At 74.3% G+C, this 14461-nt stretch carries 14 protein-coding genes and 1 tRNA gene; 10 read left to right on the top strand and 5 right to left on the bottom strand.

Translation table 11 applies throughout. The features are described 5' to 3' along the window. The first annotated feature begins 54 nt into the window (after positions 1-54). Together R4Z62_RS06120 and R4Z62_RS06115 are read left to right on the top strand one after the other, a co-directional pair. Positions 55-369, top strand: a complete 315-nt coding sequence (locus tag R4Z62_RS06120; protein ID WP_064531924.1) for a dsRBD fold-containing protein — start codon at positions 55-57, stop codon at positions 367-369. 11 nt (positions 370-380) lie between these two features. After that, a complete protein-coding gene (locus R4Z62_RS06115) occupies positions 381-1772 on the top strand; it encodes a phosphoribosyltransferase family protein (RefSeq protein ID WP_491519292.1) in 1392 nt (463 codons plus the stop codon). 14 nt (positions 1773-1786) lie between these two features. Here the strand turns inward: R4Z62_RS06115 and R4Z62_RS06110 are convergent. Then, a tRNA-Leu gene (locus R4Z62_RS06110) sits at positions 1787-1874 on the bottom strand. Positions 1875-2091: 217 nt separating this feature from the next. Here R4Z62_RS06110 and R4Z62_RS06105 point away from each other — a divergent pair. From R4Z62_RS06105 to R4Z62_RS06095, 3 genes are all read left to right on the top strand, one after another. Then, positions 2092-3417, top strand: a complete 1326-nt coding sequence (locus R4Z62_RS06105) for a M20/M25/M40 family metallo-hydrolase (RefSeq protein WP_018570378.1) — start codon at positions 2092-2094, stop codon at positions 3415-3417. Between the two features lie 158 nt (positions 3418-3575). After that, positions 3576-3809: a chaplin ChpH gene (gene chpH / locus R4Z62_RS06100; RefSeq protein WP_037859555.1), complete on the top strand. Its 234-nt coding sequence runs from the start codon at positions 3576-3578 to the stop codon at positions 3807-3809. A gap of 193 nt (positions 3810-4002) precedes the next feature. After that, entirely contained in the window at positions 4003-4875 is an 873-nt protein-coding gene (locus R4Z62_RS06095) for a chaplin (protein ID WP_491519291.1), read from the top strand. Between the two features lie 88 nt (positions 4876-4963). Here the strand turns inward: R4Z62_RS06095 and R4Z62_RS06090 are convergent, their stop codons facing one another. Continuing rightward, a complete protein-coding gene (locus tag R4Z62_RS06090; protein WP_064531917.1) occupies positions 4964-5152 on the bottom strand; it encodes a DUF5703 family protein in 189 nt (62 codons plus the stop codon). Between the two features lie 47 nt (positions 5153-5199). Between R4Z62_RS06090 and R4Z62_RS06085 the strand changes: the two genes are divergently transcribed. After that, a complete protein-coding gene (locus R4Z62_RS06085) occupies positions 5200-5922 on the top strand; it encodes a hypothetical protein (protein WP_491519290.1) in 723 nt (240 codons plus the stop codon). Positions 5923-6115: 193 nt separating this feature from the next. On the opposite strand, the gene R4Z62_RS06080 is transcribed toward R4Z62_RS06085, so the two are convergent. Both R4Z62_RS06080 and R4Z62_RS06075 read right to left on the bottom strand, forming a co-directional pair. Continuing rightward, positions 6116-8632 (bottom strand): helix-hairpin-helix domain-containing protein, encoded by a 2517-nt coding sequence (locus tag R4Z62_RS06080; protein ID WP_491519289.1) that lies wholly within the window; start codon positions 8630-8632, stop codon positions 6116-6118. Beyond that, positions 8629-9612: an aldo/keto reductase gene (locus R4Z62_RS06075; protein WP_064531912.1), complete on the bottom strand. Its 984-nt coding sequence runs from the start codon at positions 9610-9612 to the stop codon at positions 8629-8631. The genes R4Z62_RS06080 and R4Z62_RS06075 overlap by 4 nt, the downstream gene beginning before the upstream one ends. Before the next feature lie 208 nt (positions 9613-9820). On the opposite strand from R4Z62_RS06075, the gene R4Z62_RS06070 reads away from it, so the two are divergent. Continuing rightward, the gene (locus R4Z62_RS06070; protein ID WP_064531910.1) at positions 9821-10876 is read left to right on the top strand and encodes an LLM class F420-dependent oxidoreductase; all 1056 of its coding nucleotides are present in this window, start codon (positions 9821-9823) and stop codon (positions 10874-10876) included. Between the two features lie 338 nt (positions 10877-11214). On the opposite strand, the gene R4Z62_RS06065 is transcribed toward R4Z62_RS06070, so the two are convergent. After that, positions 11215-12216: a magnesium and cobalt transport protein CorA gene (locus R4Z62_RS06065; protein ID WP_064531908.1), complete on the bottom strand. Its 1002-nt coding sequence runs from the start codon at positions 12214-12216 to the stop codon at positions 11215-11217. A gap of 61 nt (positions 12217-12277) precedes the next feature. Between R4Z62_RS06065 and R4Z62_RS06060 the strand changes: the two genes are divergently transcribed. The 3 genes from R4Z62_RS06060 (at position 12278) to R4Z62_RS06050 (ending at position 14457) form a co-directional block, all read left to right on the top strand. Next, positions 12278-12964, top strand: coding sequence for a histidine phosphatase family protein (locus tag R4Z62_RS06060; RefSeq protein ID WP_491519288.1), 687 nt, complete (start codon positions 12278-12280; stop codon positions 12962-12964). Positions 12965-13063: 99 nt separating this feature from the next. Next, positions 13064-13654 carry a DUF3090 domain-containing protein gene (locus R4Z62_RS06055; protein ID WP_064531904.1) on the top strand — a complete coding sequence of 197 codons (591 nt, stop codon included), beginning with the start codon at positions 13064-13066 and terminating at the stop codon, positions 13652-13654. Beyond that, positions 13618-14457, top strand: coding sequence for an SCO1664 family protein (locus tag R4Z62_RS06050; RefSeq protein ID WP_491519287.1), 840 nt, complete (start codon positions 13618-13620; stop codon positions 14455-14457). The genes R4Z62_RS06055 and R4Z62_RS06050 overlap by 37 nt, the downstream gene beginning before the upstream one ends. Positions 14458-14461 lie beyond the last annotated feature (4 nt).

Below are 14461 nucleotides of genomic sequence, written 5' to 3'. Positions count from 1 at the left end.
GGAGAAGCCCCGGCGAGCGGAGCCGGGGCGAGCGGAGCTGAGGAGGGACCGACGATGACGCGACCCGTCGACACCAGCCGGCCTGCGTCCGTCAAGGAATGGCGGCTGAACCTGTACCTGTCCGAACACGACCCGGACACCACCGCCCGGATCGTCCTGGACACCGGCGACAACGTCCTGGAGAGCTGCGCGGAGGCCCGCCGCAGCCCCTACGACCCCGAGGTGCCCGAGATAGGCGACGAACTCGCCGCCGGCCGGGCCCTGATCGCGCTGGGCCGCGAACTGATGCGCGCCGCCGCGGGCGACATCGAGGCGGTCGGGGCGCCCGAGGCGACATCGTCCGCCCCGCTGTGGACCTCCGGGGAGTAGGGAGCCCGACCGTGCTCTTCACGGATCGTGCGGCGGCGGGCAGGCACCTCGGCGACCGGCTGGCCGCGCTCGCCGGGCGGCCGGACGTCGTGGTGCTCGGCCTGCCGCGCGGCGGCGTCCCGGTCGCCGCCGCGGTGGCCAGGGCGCTCGACGCCCCGCTGGACCTCTGCCTGGTACGGAAACTCGGCGTGCCCGCACAGCCCGAGCTGGCCATGGGTGCGATCGGCGAGGACGGCGTGCGGGTCGTGGACGACACGGTGGTGCGCGAGGTGGGCGTACCGCCGGCGGCGCTGGAGCGCGTGGCGGAGCGCGAGCAGCGCGAACTGCTCCGCCGGGCCGCCCGCTACCGCGGCGACCGGCCCGCGCTCCCCGTCGCCGGGCGGACCGTCGTGCTGGTCGACGACGGGGTGGCCACCGGTTCGACCGCGCGGGCGGCCTGCCGGACGGTACGGGCCAGGGGCGCCGCGCGCACCGTGCTCGCGGTGCCGGTCGCCCCGCCGGACTGGCCCCGGCGCCTGGCGGGCGAGGCCGACGAACTGGTCGCTCTGGAGACCCCGTCGGGCTTCTTCGCCGTCGGCCAGTTCTACACGGACTTCGCCCAGCTCGACGACGAGGACGTCATCGCCTGCCTGCGCGAGGCGGCTTCCGGCGACGGGACGGAGCGGACCGGGGAGCCGAGGGAGACCGCCGAGGAGGCCGAGGCCGAGGCCGGGGTGGAAGTGGAGGCTGAGGCGGAAGTGGAGGCTGAGGTGGAGGTCGAGGCGGGCCCGGTCCGGCTGGCCGGACACCTGACGATCCCCGCCGCCCCGGCCGGCCTCGTGGTCTTCGCGCACGGCAGCGGCAGCGGCAGGCACAGCCCGCGCAACCGGTACGTCGCCGCCGGGCTGCACCGCGCCCGGCTCGGCACCCTGCTGTTCGACCTGCTCACGGAGGAGGAGGCGGGCGAACGCGGCAACGTCTTCGACACCGCCCTGCTGGCCGCCCGCCTCACCGCCGCCACGGCCTGGCTGCGGCGCCGCCCGGACACCCGGAACCTCCCCCTCGGCTGCTTCGGCGCCAGCACCGGAGCAGCCGCCGCGCTGCGGGCCGCCGCGGAGCCGGGGACGGACATCGCCGCCGTCGTCTCCCGCGGCGGCCGCCCCGACCTCGCCGGCCCCGCCCTGCCCGCCGTGACCGCCCCCACCCTGCTGATCGTCGGCGGCGCCGATCCCCAGGTCCTGGACCTCAACCGCCAGGCCCAGACCCACCTGACCTGCGAGAACCACCTCGCCGTCGTCCCCGGCGCCACCCACCTCTTCGAGGAACCCGGCACCCTGGACCAGGCCACGGACCTGTCCCGCACCTGGTTCACGACCCACCTGCCGCCGCCCACCGCACCCGAAAACGCGAAAGACCCCAGATGAACTGGGGTCTCTGCTGGTGTCCGAGGGGGGACTTGAACCCCCACGCCCGATAAAGGGCACTAGCACCTCAAGCTAGCGCGTCTGCCATTCCGCCACCCGGACAAGGTGTCTGCCGTGCGGGGTTTCCCCCGCGGCGACGACGTAAACATTACCAGGCTTTCCGGTGTGCCCGATCACCCCCGGTCCGCGCCCGACCCGGGGCGTGAACGCGCTGTGACGGGCCGGGGGCGCCCTTGGGTCCCGGGCGCCGGGAGAGGGAGGATGAGTGGACCACGGGCACACGAGATGGGCCACCAGCACACCAGCGGGAGGAAGCAGCGTGAGCGAGACGGACACGGCCAGGGGCGTCACCGGCGAGGACGAGGTCGTGGACCTCTGCCGTGAGCTGATCCAGATCGACACCAGCAACTACGGCGACCACTCGGGCCCCGGCGAGCGCAAGGCCGCCGAGTACGTCGCCGAGAAGCTCGCCGAGGTGGGCCTCGAACCGAAGATCTTCGAGTCCCACCCCGGCCGCGCCTCGACCGTGGCGCGCATCGCGGGCGAGGACCCGTCCCGGCCCGCGCTGCTCATCCATGGCCACACCGACGTCGTACCGGCCAACGCCGACGACTGGACGCACCACCCCTTCTCCGGGGAGGTCGCGGACGGCTGCGTGTGGGGCCGGGGCGCGGTGGACATGAAGGACATGGACGCCATGACGCTGGCGGTCGTGCGCGACCGGCTGCGCAGCGGGCGCCGGCCGCCCCGGGACATCGTGCTCGCCTTCCTCGCCGACGAGGAGGCGGGCGGCACGTACGGCGCCCGGTACCTGGTCGACCGCCACCCGGACCTCTTCGAGGGCGTCACGGAGGCGATCAGCGAGGTCGGCGGCTTCTCCTTCACGGTCAGCGAGCAGCGGCGGCTCTATCTGATCCAGACGGCCGAGAAGGGCATGCACTGGATGAAGCTGACCGTGGCCGGCACCGCGGGCCACGGGTCGATGATCCACCGGGACAACGCGATCACCGAGCTGTCCGACGCCGTCGCCCGGCTCGGCCGGCACGAGTTCCCGGTGCGGGTCACCAAGACCACCCGGGCCTTCCTCGACGAACTCGGCGACGCCCTCGGCACCGAGCTGGACCCGGAGAACATGGAGGGGACCCTCGCCAAGCTGGGCGGCATCGCCAAACTCATCGGCGCGACCCTGAGCAACACCGCCAACCCGACCCAGCTGGGCGCCGGTTACAAGGTCAACGTCATCCCGGGCGAGGCGACCGCGCATGTCGACGGGCGCTTCCTGCCGGGCTTCGAGGAGGAGTTCCTGGCCGACCTGGACCGGATCCTCGGCCCCCGGGTCAAGCGCGAGGACGTGCACGCCGACAAGGCCGTGGAGACCACGTTCGACGGGCCGCTGGTGGCGGCGATGCAGTCCGCGCTGGTGGCCGAGGACCCGGCCGCGAAGGCCATCCCGTACATGCTCTCCGGCGGTACGGACGCCAAGTCCTTCGACGACCTGGGGATCCGGGGCTTCGGCTTCGCCCCGCTGAAGCTGCCGCCGGAGCTGGACTTCGCGGGCATGTTCCACGGGGTCGACGAGCGGGTGCCGGTGGACGGTCTGCGGTTCGGCGTGCGCGTGCTGGACCGCTTCATCGACGCCTCCTGACCCTGGTCAGCGCCCGCTTGACCCCGGTAATCGACCGCTTGTGCGGGCATGACTGAGAAGAGTGAATCCGACCATAAGCTCGTAGCTCCATTACTCCCTCCTCGTTACAGGTAATGCGATCAGCAACACGGGATCGCTTTTGCCAACTAGGAGGAATAATGATCAAGAAGGTCGTCGCTGCCGCGGTTGCCACCGGTGGGCTGGTCCTCGCGGGCGCGGGCCTGGCCGCCGCCGACTCCGGAGCCCAGGGTGCCGCCGTGCAGTCCCCGGGCGTCGTCTCCGGCAACGTCATCCAGGTGCCCGTGCACGTGCCGGTGAACGTCTGCGGCAACACGATCTCGGTGATCGGGCTGCTGAACCCCGCCTTCGGCAACGCCTGCGTCAACAAGTGACGTTGTGCCCCACCCCGTGAGGGTCTGAATTCATCGACTCCGTGGGGGGTCTGAACCCGCCGGCCCCGGCGCGCGCGCCATGCGCTCCGGGGCCGGCCGGTTTTTCCGCGCGGTCGCCGGGTGTGCTCATCCGCCCGAGTGCGAGCGCGCGTTCCGGAAGGTTCGAGAAGGTCGAGAGCAGGGATTCAGCAACATGCGACAGGTCACCCGCAAGGGCCTGATGACCGTGGCCGCCGCCACCGGCGTGCTCGCCGCGGCGAGCGGAGCCGCGCACGCCGACGCGGGCGCCACCGGCACCGCGGCCGGCTCGCCGGGCGTGCTGTCCGGCAACACGGTGCAGGTGCCGGTGCACGTGCCCGTGAACATCTGCGGCAACACCGTGAACGTCGTCGGGCTGCTCAACCCGGCGATGGGCAACAAGTGCGCCAACGGAGGCGAGGGCAGCGGCACGTCCGGCGGGCACGGCGGGCACGGAGGGCACGGCCACGGGGGGACGGGGCACGGCGGAAGCGGTCACGGCGGGAGCAGCCACGGCGGCTCCGGCGGCGGTGCGCAGGCCGGCGGCCACACCGGGGGGTCGCCGGGCGTGGGCTCCGGCAACCAGGTCCAGGTGCCGATCGACGTGCCCGTGAACGTCTGCGGCAACAGCGTCGACGTCATCGGCGTGGGCAACGCGGCCTTCGGCGACACCTGCGCCAACCCGGGCGGCCCCGGCGGTCACCCCACGCCTCCGGGCCACGGCAACCCGCCCGGCCACCCGGGCACTCCGGGCCACCCCGGCACGCCCGGACATCCGGGGCACCCCGGTCACCCTGGCACTCCCGGCCACCCCGGCACCCCGGGCCACCCGGGCACGCCCACCAGTCCGCCCGTCACGGGCAGCCGGACGCCCGGCGGAGCGGTGCACATCAACCAGCCCGCCCCGCAGACCGCGACCCCGCCCCGGGCGAGCGGCCAACTCGCGCACACCGGCAGTGAGCTGCCCCTGGGCCTCGCCCTGCCGATCGGCGCCGGAGCGCTGCTGGCGGGCGCGGTGCTGTACCGCAGGGCGCGCGCCTCGGCCTGAGCCGCACCGGCGCACACCTGAGCGGGCCCCGCGTCGGCGGGGCCCGCGAGGTCCGGGCGGGGACGGGACCAGGACGGCTTCGGCCGGGTCACCAGGTGGCGCGCACCTGGCGGATGATCCGCCGTCGCAGCCGCACCCGGCGGCTGCCGTCGCGCAGCAGGCTCAGGCGGTACAACTCCCAGTGTCCGTACTCGGCATGGTCGGTCAGCAGACGTGTCGTCTCGTTGCGGGACACCCCACGCGGGACGAACACGTCGACAAATTCGTATTCCGGCATCGCATCTATTGTGCGGGCTGGGGCCCGGTACGGATAGCGTCTGCACTATGTCTGATGCTGCGCAGCCCACCGCTGCCGAGGTACGCGCCGCCGCCGAGGCGGTCAAGACCGCGCTCGACCGTCACCTGGCGGCGGTCGAACGCAGGTCGGGGGACGACGACCCGGCCGTCTACGAAGCGTTCAACCAGCTGGCCGCCGCCGCGGAGGCGTACGACGAGCTGCTCTACGACCGCTACGACGAGGTCACGCCCTTCGAGATCCCCGGTGACGACTCGCTGCCGCCGTACGCGGGCCCCGAGGAGCCGAACGCGATCAGCGTGCTGATCCGCCGCGACTACGCCGTGGCCGACCCGCAGCGGCTGCTGGCCCAGGCCGAGCGGGTGGAGGCCGCGGACGCCGAGGGCGCCGCGGGCATCGGCACGGGCCCGTCCGACACCGTGCACGGGGCCCTCGGGGTGCTCTTCGGCGAGTTCGAACCCGACGAGATCGCTTCCCGGCACAAGGAGTTCGGCCTGGAGGAGGGCGACTCCACCCTCTGGGTCACGGCCTCGGACGAACCCGCCGACCCGGGCGACTGGCTGGAGGCCCCCTTCGAACAGGTCGATCCGGAACTGGTCGTCTGCCGCTTCGACGTCAGCGCGGTCTTCGACGACGAGACGGACGACGACGAGACCGGCGCCGATGACGCCGACGACCTCGACACAGATCTCGACGAGGACGACGACGAGGACGACGAGGATCTGGAGCCGCTGGACGCGCGCGAGCACTGAGCGGCGCGGCGGGCCGCGGCGGTCGGGGAGGGGCGCCCGAGGAGGGGGCTCCCGGGCGGGCCACCGCCCCGCCGTGCCCTGCGCCGCCCCGCCGCGCCCCGCCCTGCGCCCCCGTCCCGCCCCCGGGCGGCGACCCCCGAAGCCCGAGGACCCGGGCGGTGTCCCTCGAAGCCCGGGACGGGCCGCACGGCCGTCAGCCCTGGGCCGCCTGGGCGGCTTCCTCCCCACCGGTCTGCGGGACCAGCAGGACGGGCAGCCGGGTCGTACGCGGCCGGGCCGCGACCTCGGCCACGGCCCTGGGCAGCGCCTGCTCCACCCCGTGCACCACGGACAGATGGCGGCTCGCCCGGCCGAAAGCGGTGTAGACCCACGGCCGGCTGAGCGCCTGCGCCGCGTCGCCCGGCAGCACCACCACCGCCGCGGGCCACCGGCCGCCCACGGCCTGGTGCGCGGTCAGCGCCCATCCGTGCCGCACATGGCCGTCCACCTGGTCCTTCGGGACGACCACGGACTCGCCCGAGCAGGACAGGTGCAGACCGTCGGCGTCCGCCCGCACCACCTGGCCGGGCAGCGCGCGGCCGGGGGCGGGGGAGTAGACGACACGATCGTCCGGGTCGAAGCCGCCGAAACGGCCGGGGCCCGGATTGAGCCGTTCCTTGAGGGCGGCGTTGAGCGCACGGGTGCCCGCCGCGCCGCCGTGGCCCACGGTGATCACCACGGTCTGCGCGGTGGGGACGCCGATCGCCCGCGGCACCGAGTCCGCGACGAGCTGCACCGTGCGGTGCACGGCCTCGCCCGCGTCCCGCACCGGGACGATGACAACCTCCTTGCCCGGCGCCTCCACCTGGGTCAGCTCGCCGACGCCGATACCGGAGACCAGCTCGCCCAGCGGGCCCGGGTCCGGTGTCCGCGAGGCGATGTGCGGACAGATCCCCGCCGCCAGCAGATCCGCGAAGACCCGTCCGGGCCCCGCGGACCACAGCACACCGGGATCTCCGGCCAGCACCAGCCGGGCGCCGTCCGGCAGGGACTCCGCGACCAGGGCGGCCGTCTCGACGTCCAGCTGGGGTGCGTCGAGCACGACGAGGAGGTCCAGGTCGAAGGCGCCGTCGGTGTCCCGGCCCGGCCCCTCGGCACCGGACAGCAGCCCGGCGACCGTGGCCACGGCGGACGCGTCCGCCGCGGACTCCGGGGCGGACGCGTCCGCCCCGGAGTCCGCCGAGCCGTCCGCACCGGGCCGCTGCTCGGCCCCGCCGTGACCGCCGGGCCCCTCGGAGGACCCGCCGAGCAGCGCAGCGAAGGCGTCCCGGCCCAGCGGGCTGTGCGCGGCGGCCCAGGCGCGCAGCCCGAGAGCGCGGGCCTCCCGGAGCAGCCGTGCCGCCTCGGCCCGGGACGCCTCCCCGCCCGTGTGCAGCACCAGGGCGTGACCGGCGACCGCGCGGATCAGCTCGGCGGCGGAACCCCGGGCCGCACCGGCGGCCCGCTCCCAGTCCTCGCCCGGACCGTCCTCCTTCGGCACGGAGTTGACCAGCCGGGCCAGGCCGTCCGCGAGGCTCTCCTCGGCGAGCGCGTACCGCTCCAGGCCGACGAGGATCCGTACCGGGCGACTTTCGCCCTCCTCGCCCGCGCCGCCGTCCTCCTCGCCGGGGACCGCGTCGTGGGCCGGGCCGTGGGCCGGGGCGGGGGCCGGGGCGGCCGGTGCTCCCGGCTCGTCCAGGGCGTCCTGGAACACCAGGGCCTCGCCCTCCGCGAGCGCGGACTGCAGGGCCTCGTCCGGGTCGGGGACGCCTCGCTGGGCCAGTGCGGAGGTGAGGGCCGGAGCCTCCAGCGCGGTGTGCCCGGCGAGCGCCGCCTGCTCCAGGAGCCAGACCGTGAACGCCCGGCCGCGCCGCTCGTCGGCGGGCCCGCACTCGGCACCCAGCAGCGCCCGCGCGAAGCCGTCGGCCTGCTCGGGGCGCACCCCGGGAACACGCAGCAACTGCCAGGGGTCGGCGCGCAGCAGGTCCGCCGCGCCCTCGCCGAGGGCCGTCGCGACGGCGGCGGCGAGCGCCTGCGGTGCCCCGCCCTCGGCCAGCACCCGGCCCACGGCCTCGACGGTCTCACCGGCCGGGGCCGCGGGCGCGGTGGCCGCCGCCGGCGGCGGGACGGGCGCCGGGCGCGTCCGCTCGGCGGCGGGCCTGCGTCGCGCGGTCTCCGCCTCGGGCTCGGCGAACACGGCGGCCGCGGGCTTCTCGCCGCTCTCCACGGCCCGCACCGCGGCGAGCAGATCGGCGGCCGGACCGCTGAGCTTCGTCCCGGCCTCGATCGGTCCTCTCGCTTCCTTCTCGGCCTTCCGGCGCTCGATGCGCTCCCGCTCGATCCGCTGGGCCGCCAGCTCGGCCGCCGCCTCGGACAACTGGGCGCCGCCGTCCGCGCCGCCCGCGGACCCGGCGTCGGAGCCCTCCCCGGCCGCGGTGTCCGCGCCGCCGTCCCCGGACTCTTCGGTCTCTCCGGCCGAGCTGCCACCCTCGCCGTCGCCGTCGCCGTCGCCGTCGCCGTCGCCCTCGCCGTCGTCGCTCCCGTCGGCGTCCGCGGGGCCCGGGGGTTCGGCGGCGTCGGTGTCGGCGTCCGGAGTCCGCGCCCCTTCGCTCCCGCTCGCGGCAGGCTCCCGCCCGTCGGTGTCCGGCGTCCCCGGCCCGGTGTTCTCCGTGGTCTCCGGCTCCGTGCTCACAGCGTGCTCCAGTCGTGATCGGGATAGCGGTGCACGGGCGCCGACACATCGTCGAGCGCCCGGCAGATCTCGTCAGGAAGACTAAGGCTCTCCACTGACAACGCGGCCATGAGCTGCTGCGCCGTGCGCGCGCCGACGATCGGGGCGGTCACCCCGGGCCGGTCGCGGACCCAGGCCAGGGCGACCTGGAGCGGGGTCACCGCCAGCCCGTCGGCGGCCGTCGTCACCGCGTCGGTGATCCGGCGCGCGGCGTCGTCGAGGTACGGCTCGACGAACGGCGCCAACTGCTCCGAGGCGCCCCGCGAGTCCGGCGGCAGCCCGTCGCGGTACTTGCCGGTCAGCACGCCCCGGCCCAGCGGCGAGGACGGCAGCATCCCGATGCCCAGGTCGAGCGCGGCGGGCAGCACCTCGCGCTCGACGCCCCGCTGGAGCAGCGAGTACTCCATCTGCGTGCTCGCCAGCCGGGTCCGGGTGCCCGGCGCCGCGAGCTGCCAGGTCGCCGCCTTGGCCAGCTGCCAGCCGCAGAAGTTGGAGACCCCGGCGTACCGCACCCGCCCGCTGCTCACGGCCAGGTCGAGTGCCTGGAGGGTCTCCTCCAGCGGGGTGGAGGGGTCGTAGGCGTGCACGTGCCACACGTCGATGTGGTCCGTGCCCAGCCGGGCGAGGGAGTCGTCAAGGGCCGCCAGCAGATGGCCGCGGGAGCCGTCGAAGCGCCGGTCGGGGTCGGGGACGCTGCCCGCCTTGGTCGAGACGACCAGGTCGTGGCGCGGCACCAGGCCGTCCATGAGCCGTCCCAGCAGGTACTCGGCCTCGCCGTCGCCGTAGACGTCCGCCGTGTCGACGAGGGTGCCGCCCGCCTCCCAGAACGCCTTCAGCATGTCCGCCGCGTCGTGCTCGTCGGTGTCCCGGCCCCAGGTGAGGGTGCCGAGGCCGATGCGGGACACGCGCAGGCCCGTACGGCCGAGATGCCTCTGCTCCATGAACGCCGAGATTACTGGCCACGGATGCCCCGTGGGTGACCTGTGGACAACCGGATCCGCCCCGGTGGCGACCTGTGGACAACCGGCCGCGTCCCGGCGCGGGCCCCGGACGAGTCCGCCGTCACACCGTCCGTGGCCTGCCGGATCCACCGGCCTCGCGCTAGGGTCGTGCGCACACGCACGTTACTCATCGGTAAGGGGATTGGGCATGCGGCTCGGGATCAACCTCGGCTACTGGGGTGCCGGCATGGACGCGGACAACCTGGCCGTGGCCCAGGAGGCGGACCGCCTCGGCTACGACGTGTGCTGGGCGGCCGAGGCCTACGGCTCGGACGCGGCCACCGTGCTCACCTGGGTCGCGGCGCAGACCGAGCGCATCGACGTCGGCTCGGCCATCTTCCAGATCCCCGCCCGGCAGCCCGCGATGACGGCGATGACCGCCGCCACGCTCGACTCGCTGTCCGGCGGCCGGTTCCGGCTCGGCCTCGGCGTCTCGGGCCCGCAGGTCTCCGAGGGCTGGTACGGCGTCAAGTTCGACAAGCCGCTGGCCCGCACCCGCGAGTACGTCGAGATCGTCCGCAAGGCCATGACCCGCGAGCGGCTGACCCACGACGGCGAGCACTGGACGCTGCCGCTGCCCGGCGGCCCCGGCAAGCCGATCAAGCTGACCGTGCACCCGCAGCGCGAGCACATCCCGCTCTACATCGCCGCCATCGGACCGAAGAACCTGGAGCAGACCGGCGAGATCGCCGACGGCGCGCTGCTCATCTTCCCCTCCGCCGACCATCTGGAGGAGACGGCGATCCGCCCGCTGCGGGCCGGACGGGAGAAGGCCGGGCTGACGATGGACGGCTTCGACGTCTGCCCGACCGTGCCCCTCGCGCTCGGCGACGACAAGGACGTGTCCGCGCTCGCCGACACCTTCCGCCCGTACACGGCGCTGTACGTCGGCGGCATGGGCAGCCGCAAGCAGAACTTCTACAACCAGCTCGCCGGACGCATGGGCTATGAGAAGGAAGCCGCCGAGATCCAGGACAAGTACCTGTCCGGCGACAAGCAGGGCGCCGCGGCCGCCGTGCCGCAGCGGCTGATCGACCAGACCACGCTGCTCGGCTCCGTCGACCGGATCGCGGACCGGATGAAGGCGTACGCGGCGGCCGGTGTCACCACCCTCACCCTGGCCCCGGCGGGCTTCACCCGCGACGAGCGCCTGGCGTCGCTGCGCGCCGGCACCGCGGCCCTGGAGCGCGCCGGGCTGGCGTGACACCCGGTCCGTGCCACCGGACCACCGGACGAGGGCGGACGCGCCGGTGCGCGCCCGCCCTCCCGGGACGTCTCACGGCCGTGGTGGGGGCTCGGGGGTCCTCCCCGCCACGGCCGTCACCGGGAACAACGCGCCGGGGCCCGCGGGGTTACGGCCCACGCGCCGGGCGTACGCCGCGCCCTCCGGCGCAACCCGCCCCGCGCCAGTCGCGTCACCCGGGCGACCGCACCCGGCACGTCCTCCGCGTCGGTGCGTCGGTGCGTCGGTCCGGCGGTGCAGTGGTGCACTGGTGCACTGGTGCACTGGTGCGGCTCCGGGCCCGCCCGGACCCGCCGTCCTCACAGCCAGTCCCGCCGCTTGAACTGCCGGTACAGCAGCACCTCCAGGACGGCCATCAGTCCGATCACCGCCGGGTACGACCAGATCCAGTGCAGCTCGGGCATGTGGTCGAAGTTCATGCCGTAGATGCCGGCGATCATCGTCGGGATCGCCGCCATGGCCGCCCACGCGGAGATCTTCCGCATGTCGTCGTTCTGCTGGACGCTGGTCTGCGCCAGATGGGCCGAGAGGATGTCCGAGACGAGCCGGTCCAGGCCCTCCACGGACTCGTTCACCCGGGTCAGGTGGTCGCTGACGTCCCGGAAGAAGGGGTGCGCCGCTTCGTCCACGAACGGCACCGTCGCGGTGAACGCGCCCACCCCGGTCCCGCCCAGACGGGACATGGGCACCGCCAGCGGGCCCGTCGCGCGCCGGAACTCGGTGATCTGCCGCTTGAAGTTGTAGATGCGGGAGGCGGTGTGCCGCGAGCCGCCCCGGTCGGGGGAGAAGACCTCCGCCTCCAGCTCCTCCAGGTCGGTCTGCAGCTCGGTCGCCACGTCCAGATAGTGGTCGACGGTCGCGTCGGCGATCGCGTACAGCACGGCGGTCGGACCCTTGCCGAGCATCTCCGGCTCCTGTTCGAGCCGGTGCCGTACGACAGCCAGTCCATCGCTCTCTCCGTGACGCACCGTGACGACGAACGAGTCGCCCAGGAAGATCATGATCTCGCCGGCCGACACCTCGTCGCTCTGCGGCTCGTACCCCACCGGCTTGAGCACCGCGAACAGCGAATCGTCGTAGACCTCCAGCTTGGGCCGCTGATGCGCCTTCAGGGCGTCCTCGACCGCCAGCGGATGCAGGCCGAACTCCTCGGTGACCAGGCCGAACTCCTGCTCGGTCGGCTCATGCAGTCCCACCCACACGAACCCGCCGGCCGCCCGCGCCTCGGCCAGGGCGTCGGAGAAGTCCTCCGGGCCCTCCGTGCGGTGTCCGCCACGGTAGATGCCACAGTCGACGATCACTGAGCGTGTTCCCCTTTCGTCCGGCCGACGCCGGAGCCGCGTATACCCCTACCCTGGCCGCATGCCCACGCTGATCCTCGTCAGGCACGGACGTTCCACCGCCAACACCGCGGGACTGCTCGCCGGCTGGACGCCCGGCGTCGCACTCGACGAACGCGGTGCCGCACAGGCCGCCGCGCTGCCCGGCCGGCTCGCCGCGCTGCCGGTCGCCGAGGTGGTCACCAGCCCGTTGCAGCGCTGCCAGGAGACCGTACAGCCCCTCCTGAACGCGCGGCCCGGCCTGGGCGCGCACACCGACGAGCGGATCGGGGAGTGCCACTACGGCGACTGGTCGGGCCGCAAACTCGCCGAGCTCAAGGACGAGCCGCTGATGGAGGTCGTGCAGGCGCACCCCTCCGCCGCGGCCTTCCCCGGGGGCGAGTCCCTGCGCGCCATGCAGACCCGGGCCGCCGAGGCGGTGCGCGAGTGGAACGCGCGCGTGGAGCGCGATCACGGCCCCGACGCCGTCTACCTGATGTGCTCCCACGGCGACATCATCAAGTCCCTGGTCGCCGAGGCGCTCGGCCTCCACCTCGACCTCTTCCAGCGGATCTCCGTCGAACCCTGCTCCGTCACCGCGATCCGCTACACCAGGCTGCGGCCCTTCCTGGTGCGCCTCGGCGACACCGGCGACCTCACCTCCCTCGCGCCGCGCGAGGAGAGCGCCGGCGGCGACGCACCGGTCGGGGGCGGCGCGGGCGCACCGTGATCGTCGGCCGCAGTAGGGTGAAGCGGTCGCCGTAGCCCCACCCCCTCCGTCGTTTACCGTCGTTTCCCCCGTTTCTCCCGATCCCCATGGAGACAGGACGTGTCCCGTCAGGTGTTCCTCTACGACCCCCCGGACCGTTTCGTGGCCGGCACGGTCGGACTGCCCGGACGCCGTACGTTCTTCCTCCAGGCCACCGCAGGCTCCCGGGTGACCAGCGTGGCCCTGGAGAAGACCCAGGTCGCGGCGCTCGCCGAACGCATGGACGAACTGCTCGACGAGGTGGTGCGCCGCAGCGGCGGCAACGCCGCCGTGCCCGCGATGGCCCCCACCGAGATCGCCGACACCGGCCCGCTGGACACCCCCGTCGAGGAGGAGTTCCGGGTCGGCACCATGGCGCTCGCCTGGGACGGCGAGGAAGAGCGCATGGTCGTCGAGGCCCAGGCCCTCGTCGAACTCGACGCCGAGTCCGAGGAGGACCTCGCCGAGGCCGAGGAGCGGCTGCTCCAGGACGAGGAGAACGGCCCCCCGATGCTGCGGGTCCGGCTCACCGGCACCCAGGCGAGGGCGTTCGCCAAGCGCGCACTCGACGTCGTCAACGCCGGGCGGCCGCCGTGCCCGCTGTGCAGCCTCCCGCTCGACCCGGAAGGACACGTATGTCCGCGCCAGAACGGATACCGCCGCGGGGCGTGACGCCGCACGCGGCGTCCGCCGAACTGCTCGCCCGCGGCGAGCTGACCGTGCGCGGCCGCATCCGTGAGGCCTCCAACGCGGCGCTGCTGTGCACCGTCGCGCACGAGGGCCGGGAGGCGTCCTGCGTCTACAAGCCGGTCGCCGGGGAGCGCCCGCTGTGGGACTTCCCCGACGGCACCCTGGCCGGCCGCGAGGTGGCCGCCTACGAGGTATCCGAGGCGACCGGCTGGCACCTGGTGCCGCCGACCGTGCTGCGCGAGGGCCCCTACGGCGAGGGCATGGTCCAGCTGTGGATCGAGGCCCAGGAGGAGGGACCCGGCACCGAACTGCTCGCCCTGCTGGACGCCGAGGAACCGGGCCCCGGCTGGAAGGCGATCGGCTTCGCCGAGGTCGGCGAGGACCGCACCGCGCTCTTGGTGCACGCCGACGACGAGCGGCTGCGGCGGCTGTCCGTGCTGGACGCGGTGATCAACAACGCCGACCGCAAGGGCGGCCATCTGCTGCCCGTCCCGGACGGCCGCCTCTACGGCATCGACCACGGCGTCACCTTCCACACCGAGAACAAGCTGCGCACCCTCCTGTGGGGCTGGGCGGGCGAGCCCCTGCCGCAGGAGGCCCTGAGCGTCCTCAAGGGCCTCAGGGACGCCCTGGGCGACGGCGGCGCCCTCGCCGCCCGGCTGGCCGCCCTCATCGCCCCGGCGGAGATCGGGGCCGCACGCGCGCGCGTGGACGCCCTCCTCGCCTCCGGGGTCCATCCCGAGCCGACGGGGGAGTGGCCGGCGATCCCCTGGCCGCCGGTGTAGCGGC

It is taken from the genome of Streptomyces sp. PL-25, assembly GCF_058344915.1.
Note: the sequence above shows the minus strand (reverse complement) of the source record. Positions and strands in the feature narration are given on the sequence as shown.

Coding starts and splice junctions, on each gene's coding strand:
- R4Z62_RS06120 (WP_064531924.1), top strand. CDS start 55: ATGACGCGACCCGTCGACACCAGCCGGCCTGCGTCCGTCAAGGAATGG.
- chpH (WP_037859555.1), top strand. CDS start 3,576: ATGATCAAGAAGGTCGTCGCTGCCGCGGTTGCCACCGGTGGGCTGGTC.
- R4Z62_RS06095 (WP_491519291.1), top strand. CDS start 4,003: ATGCGACAGGTCACCCGCAAGGGCCTGATGACCGTGGCCGCCGCCACC.
- R4Z62_RS06090 (WP_064531917.1), bottom strand. CDS start 5,152: ATGCCGGAATACGAATTTGTCGACGTGTTCGTCCCGCGTGGGGTGTCC.
- R4Z62_RS06085 (WP_491519290.1), top strand. CDS start 5,200: ATGTCTGATGCTGCGCAGCCCACCGCTGCCGAGGTACGCGCCGCCGCC.
- R4Z62_RS06075 (WP_064531912.1), bottom strand. CDS start 9,612: ATGGAGCAGAGGCATCTCGGCCGTACGGGCCTGCGCGTGTCCCGCATC.
- R4Z62_RS06070 (WP_064531910.1), top strand. CDS start 9,821: ATGCGGCTCGGGATCAACCTCGGCTACTGGGGTGCCGGCATGGACGCG.
- R4Z62_RS06060 (WP_491519288.1), top strand. CDS start 12,278: ATGCCCACGCTGATCCTCGTCAGGCACGGACGTTCCACCGCCAACACC.
- R4Z62_RS06050 (WP_491519287.1), top strand. CDS start 13,618: ATGTCCGCGCCAGAACGGATACCGCCGCGGGGCGTGACGCCGCACGCG.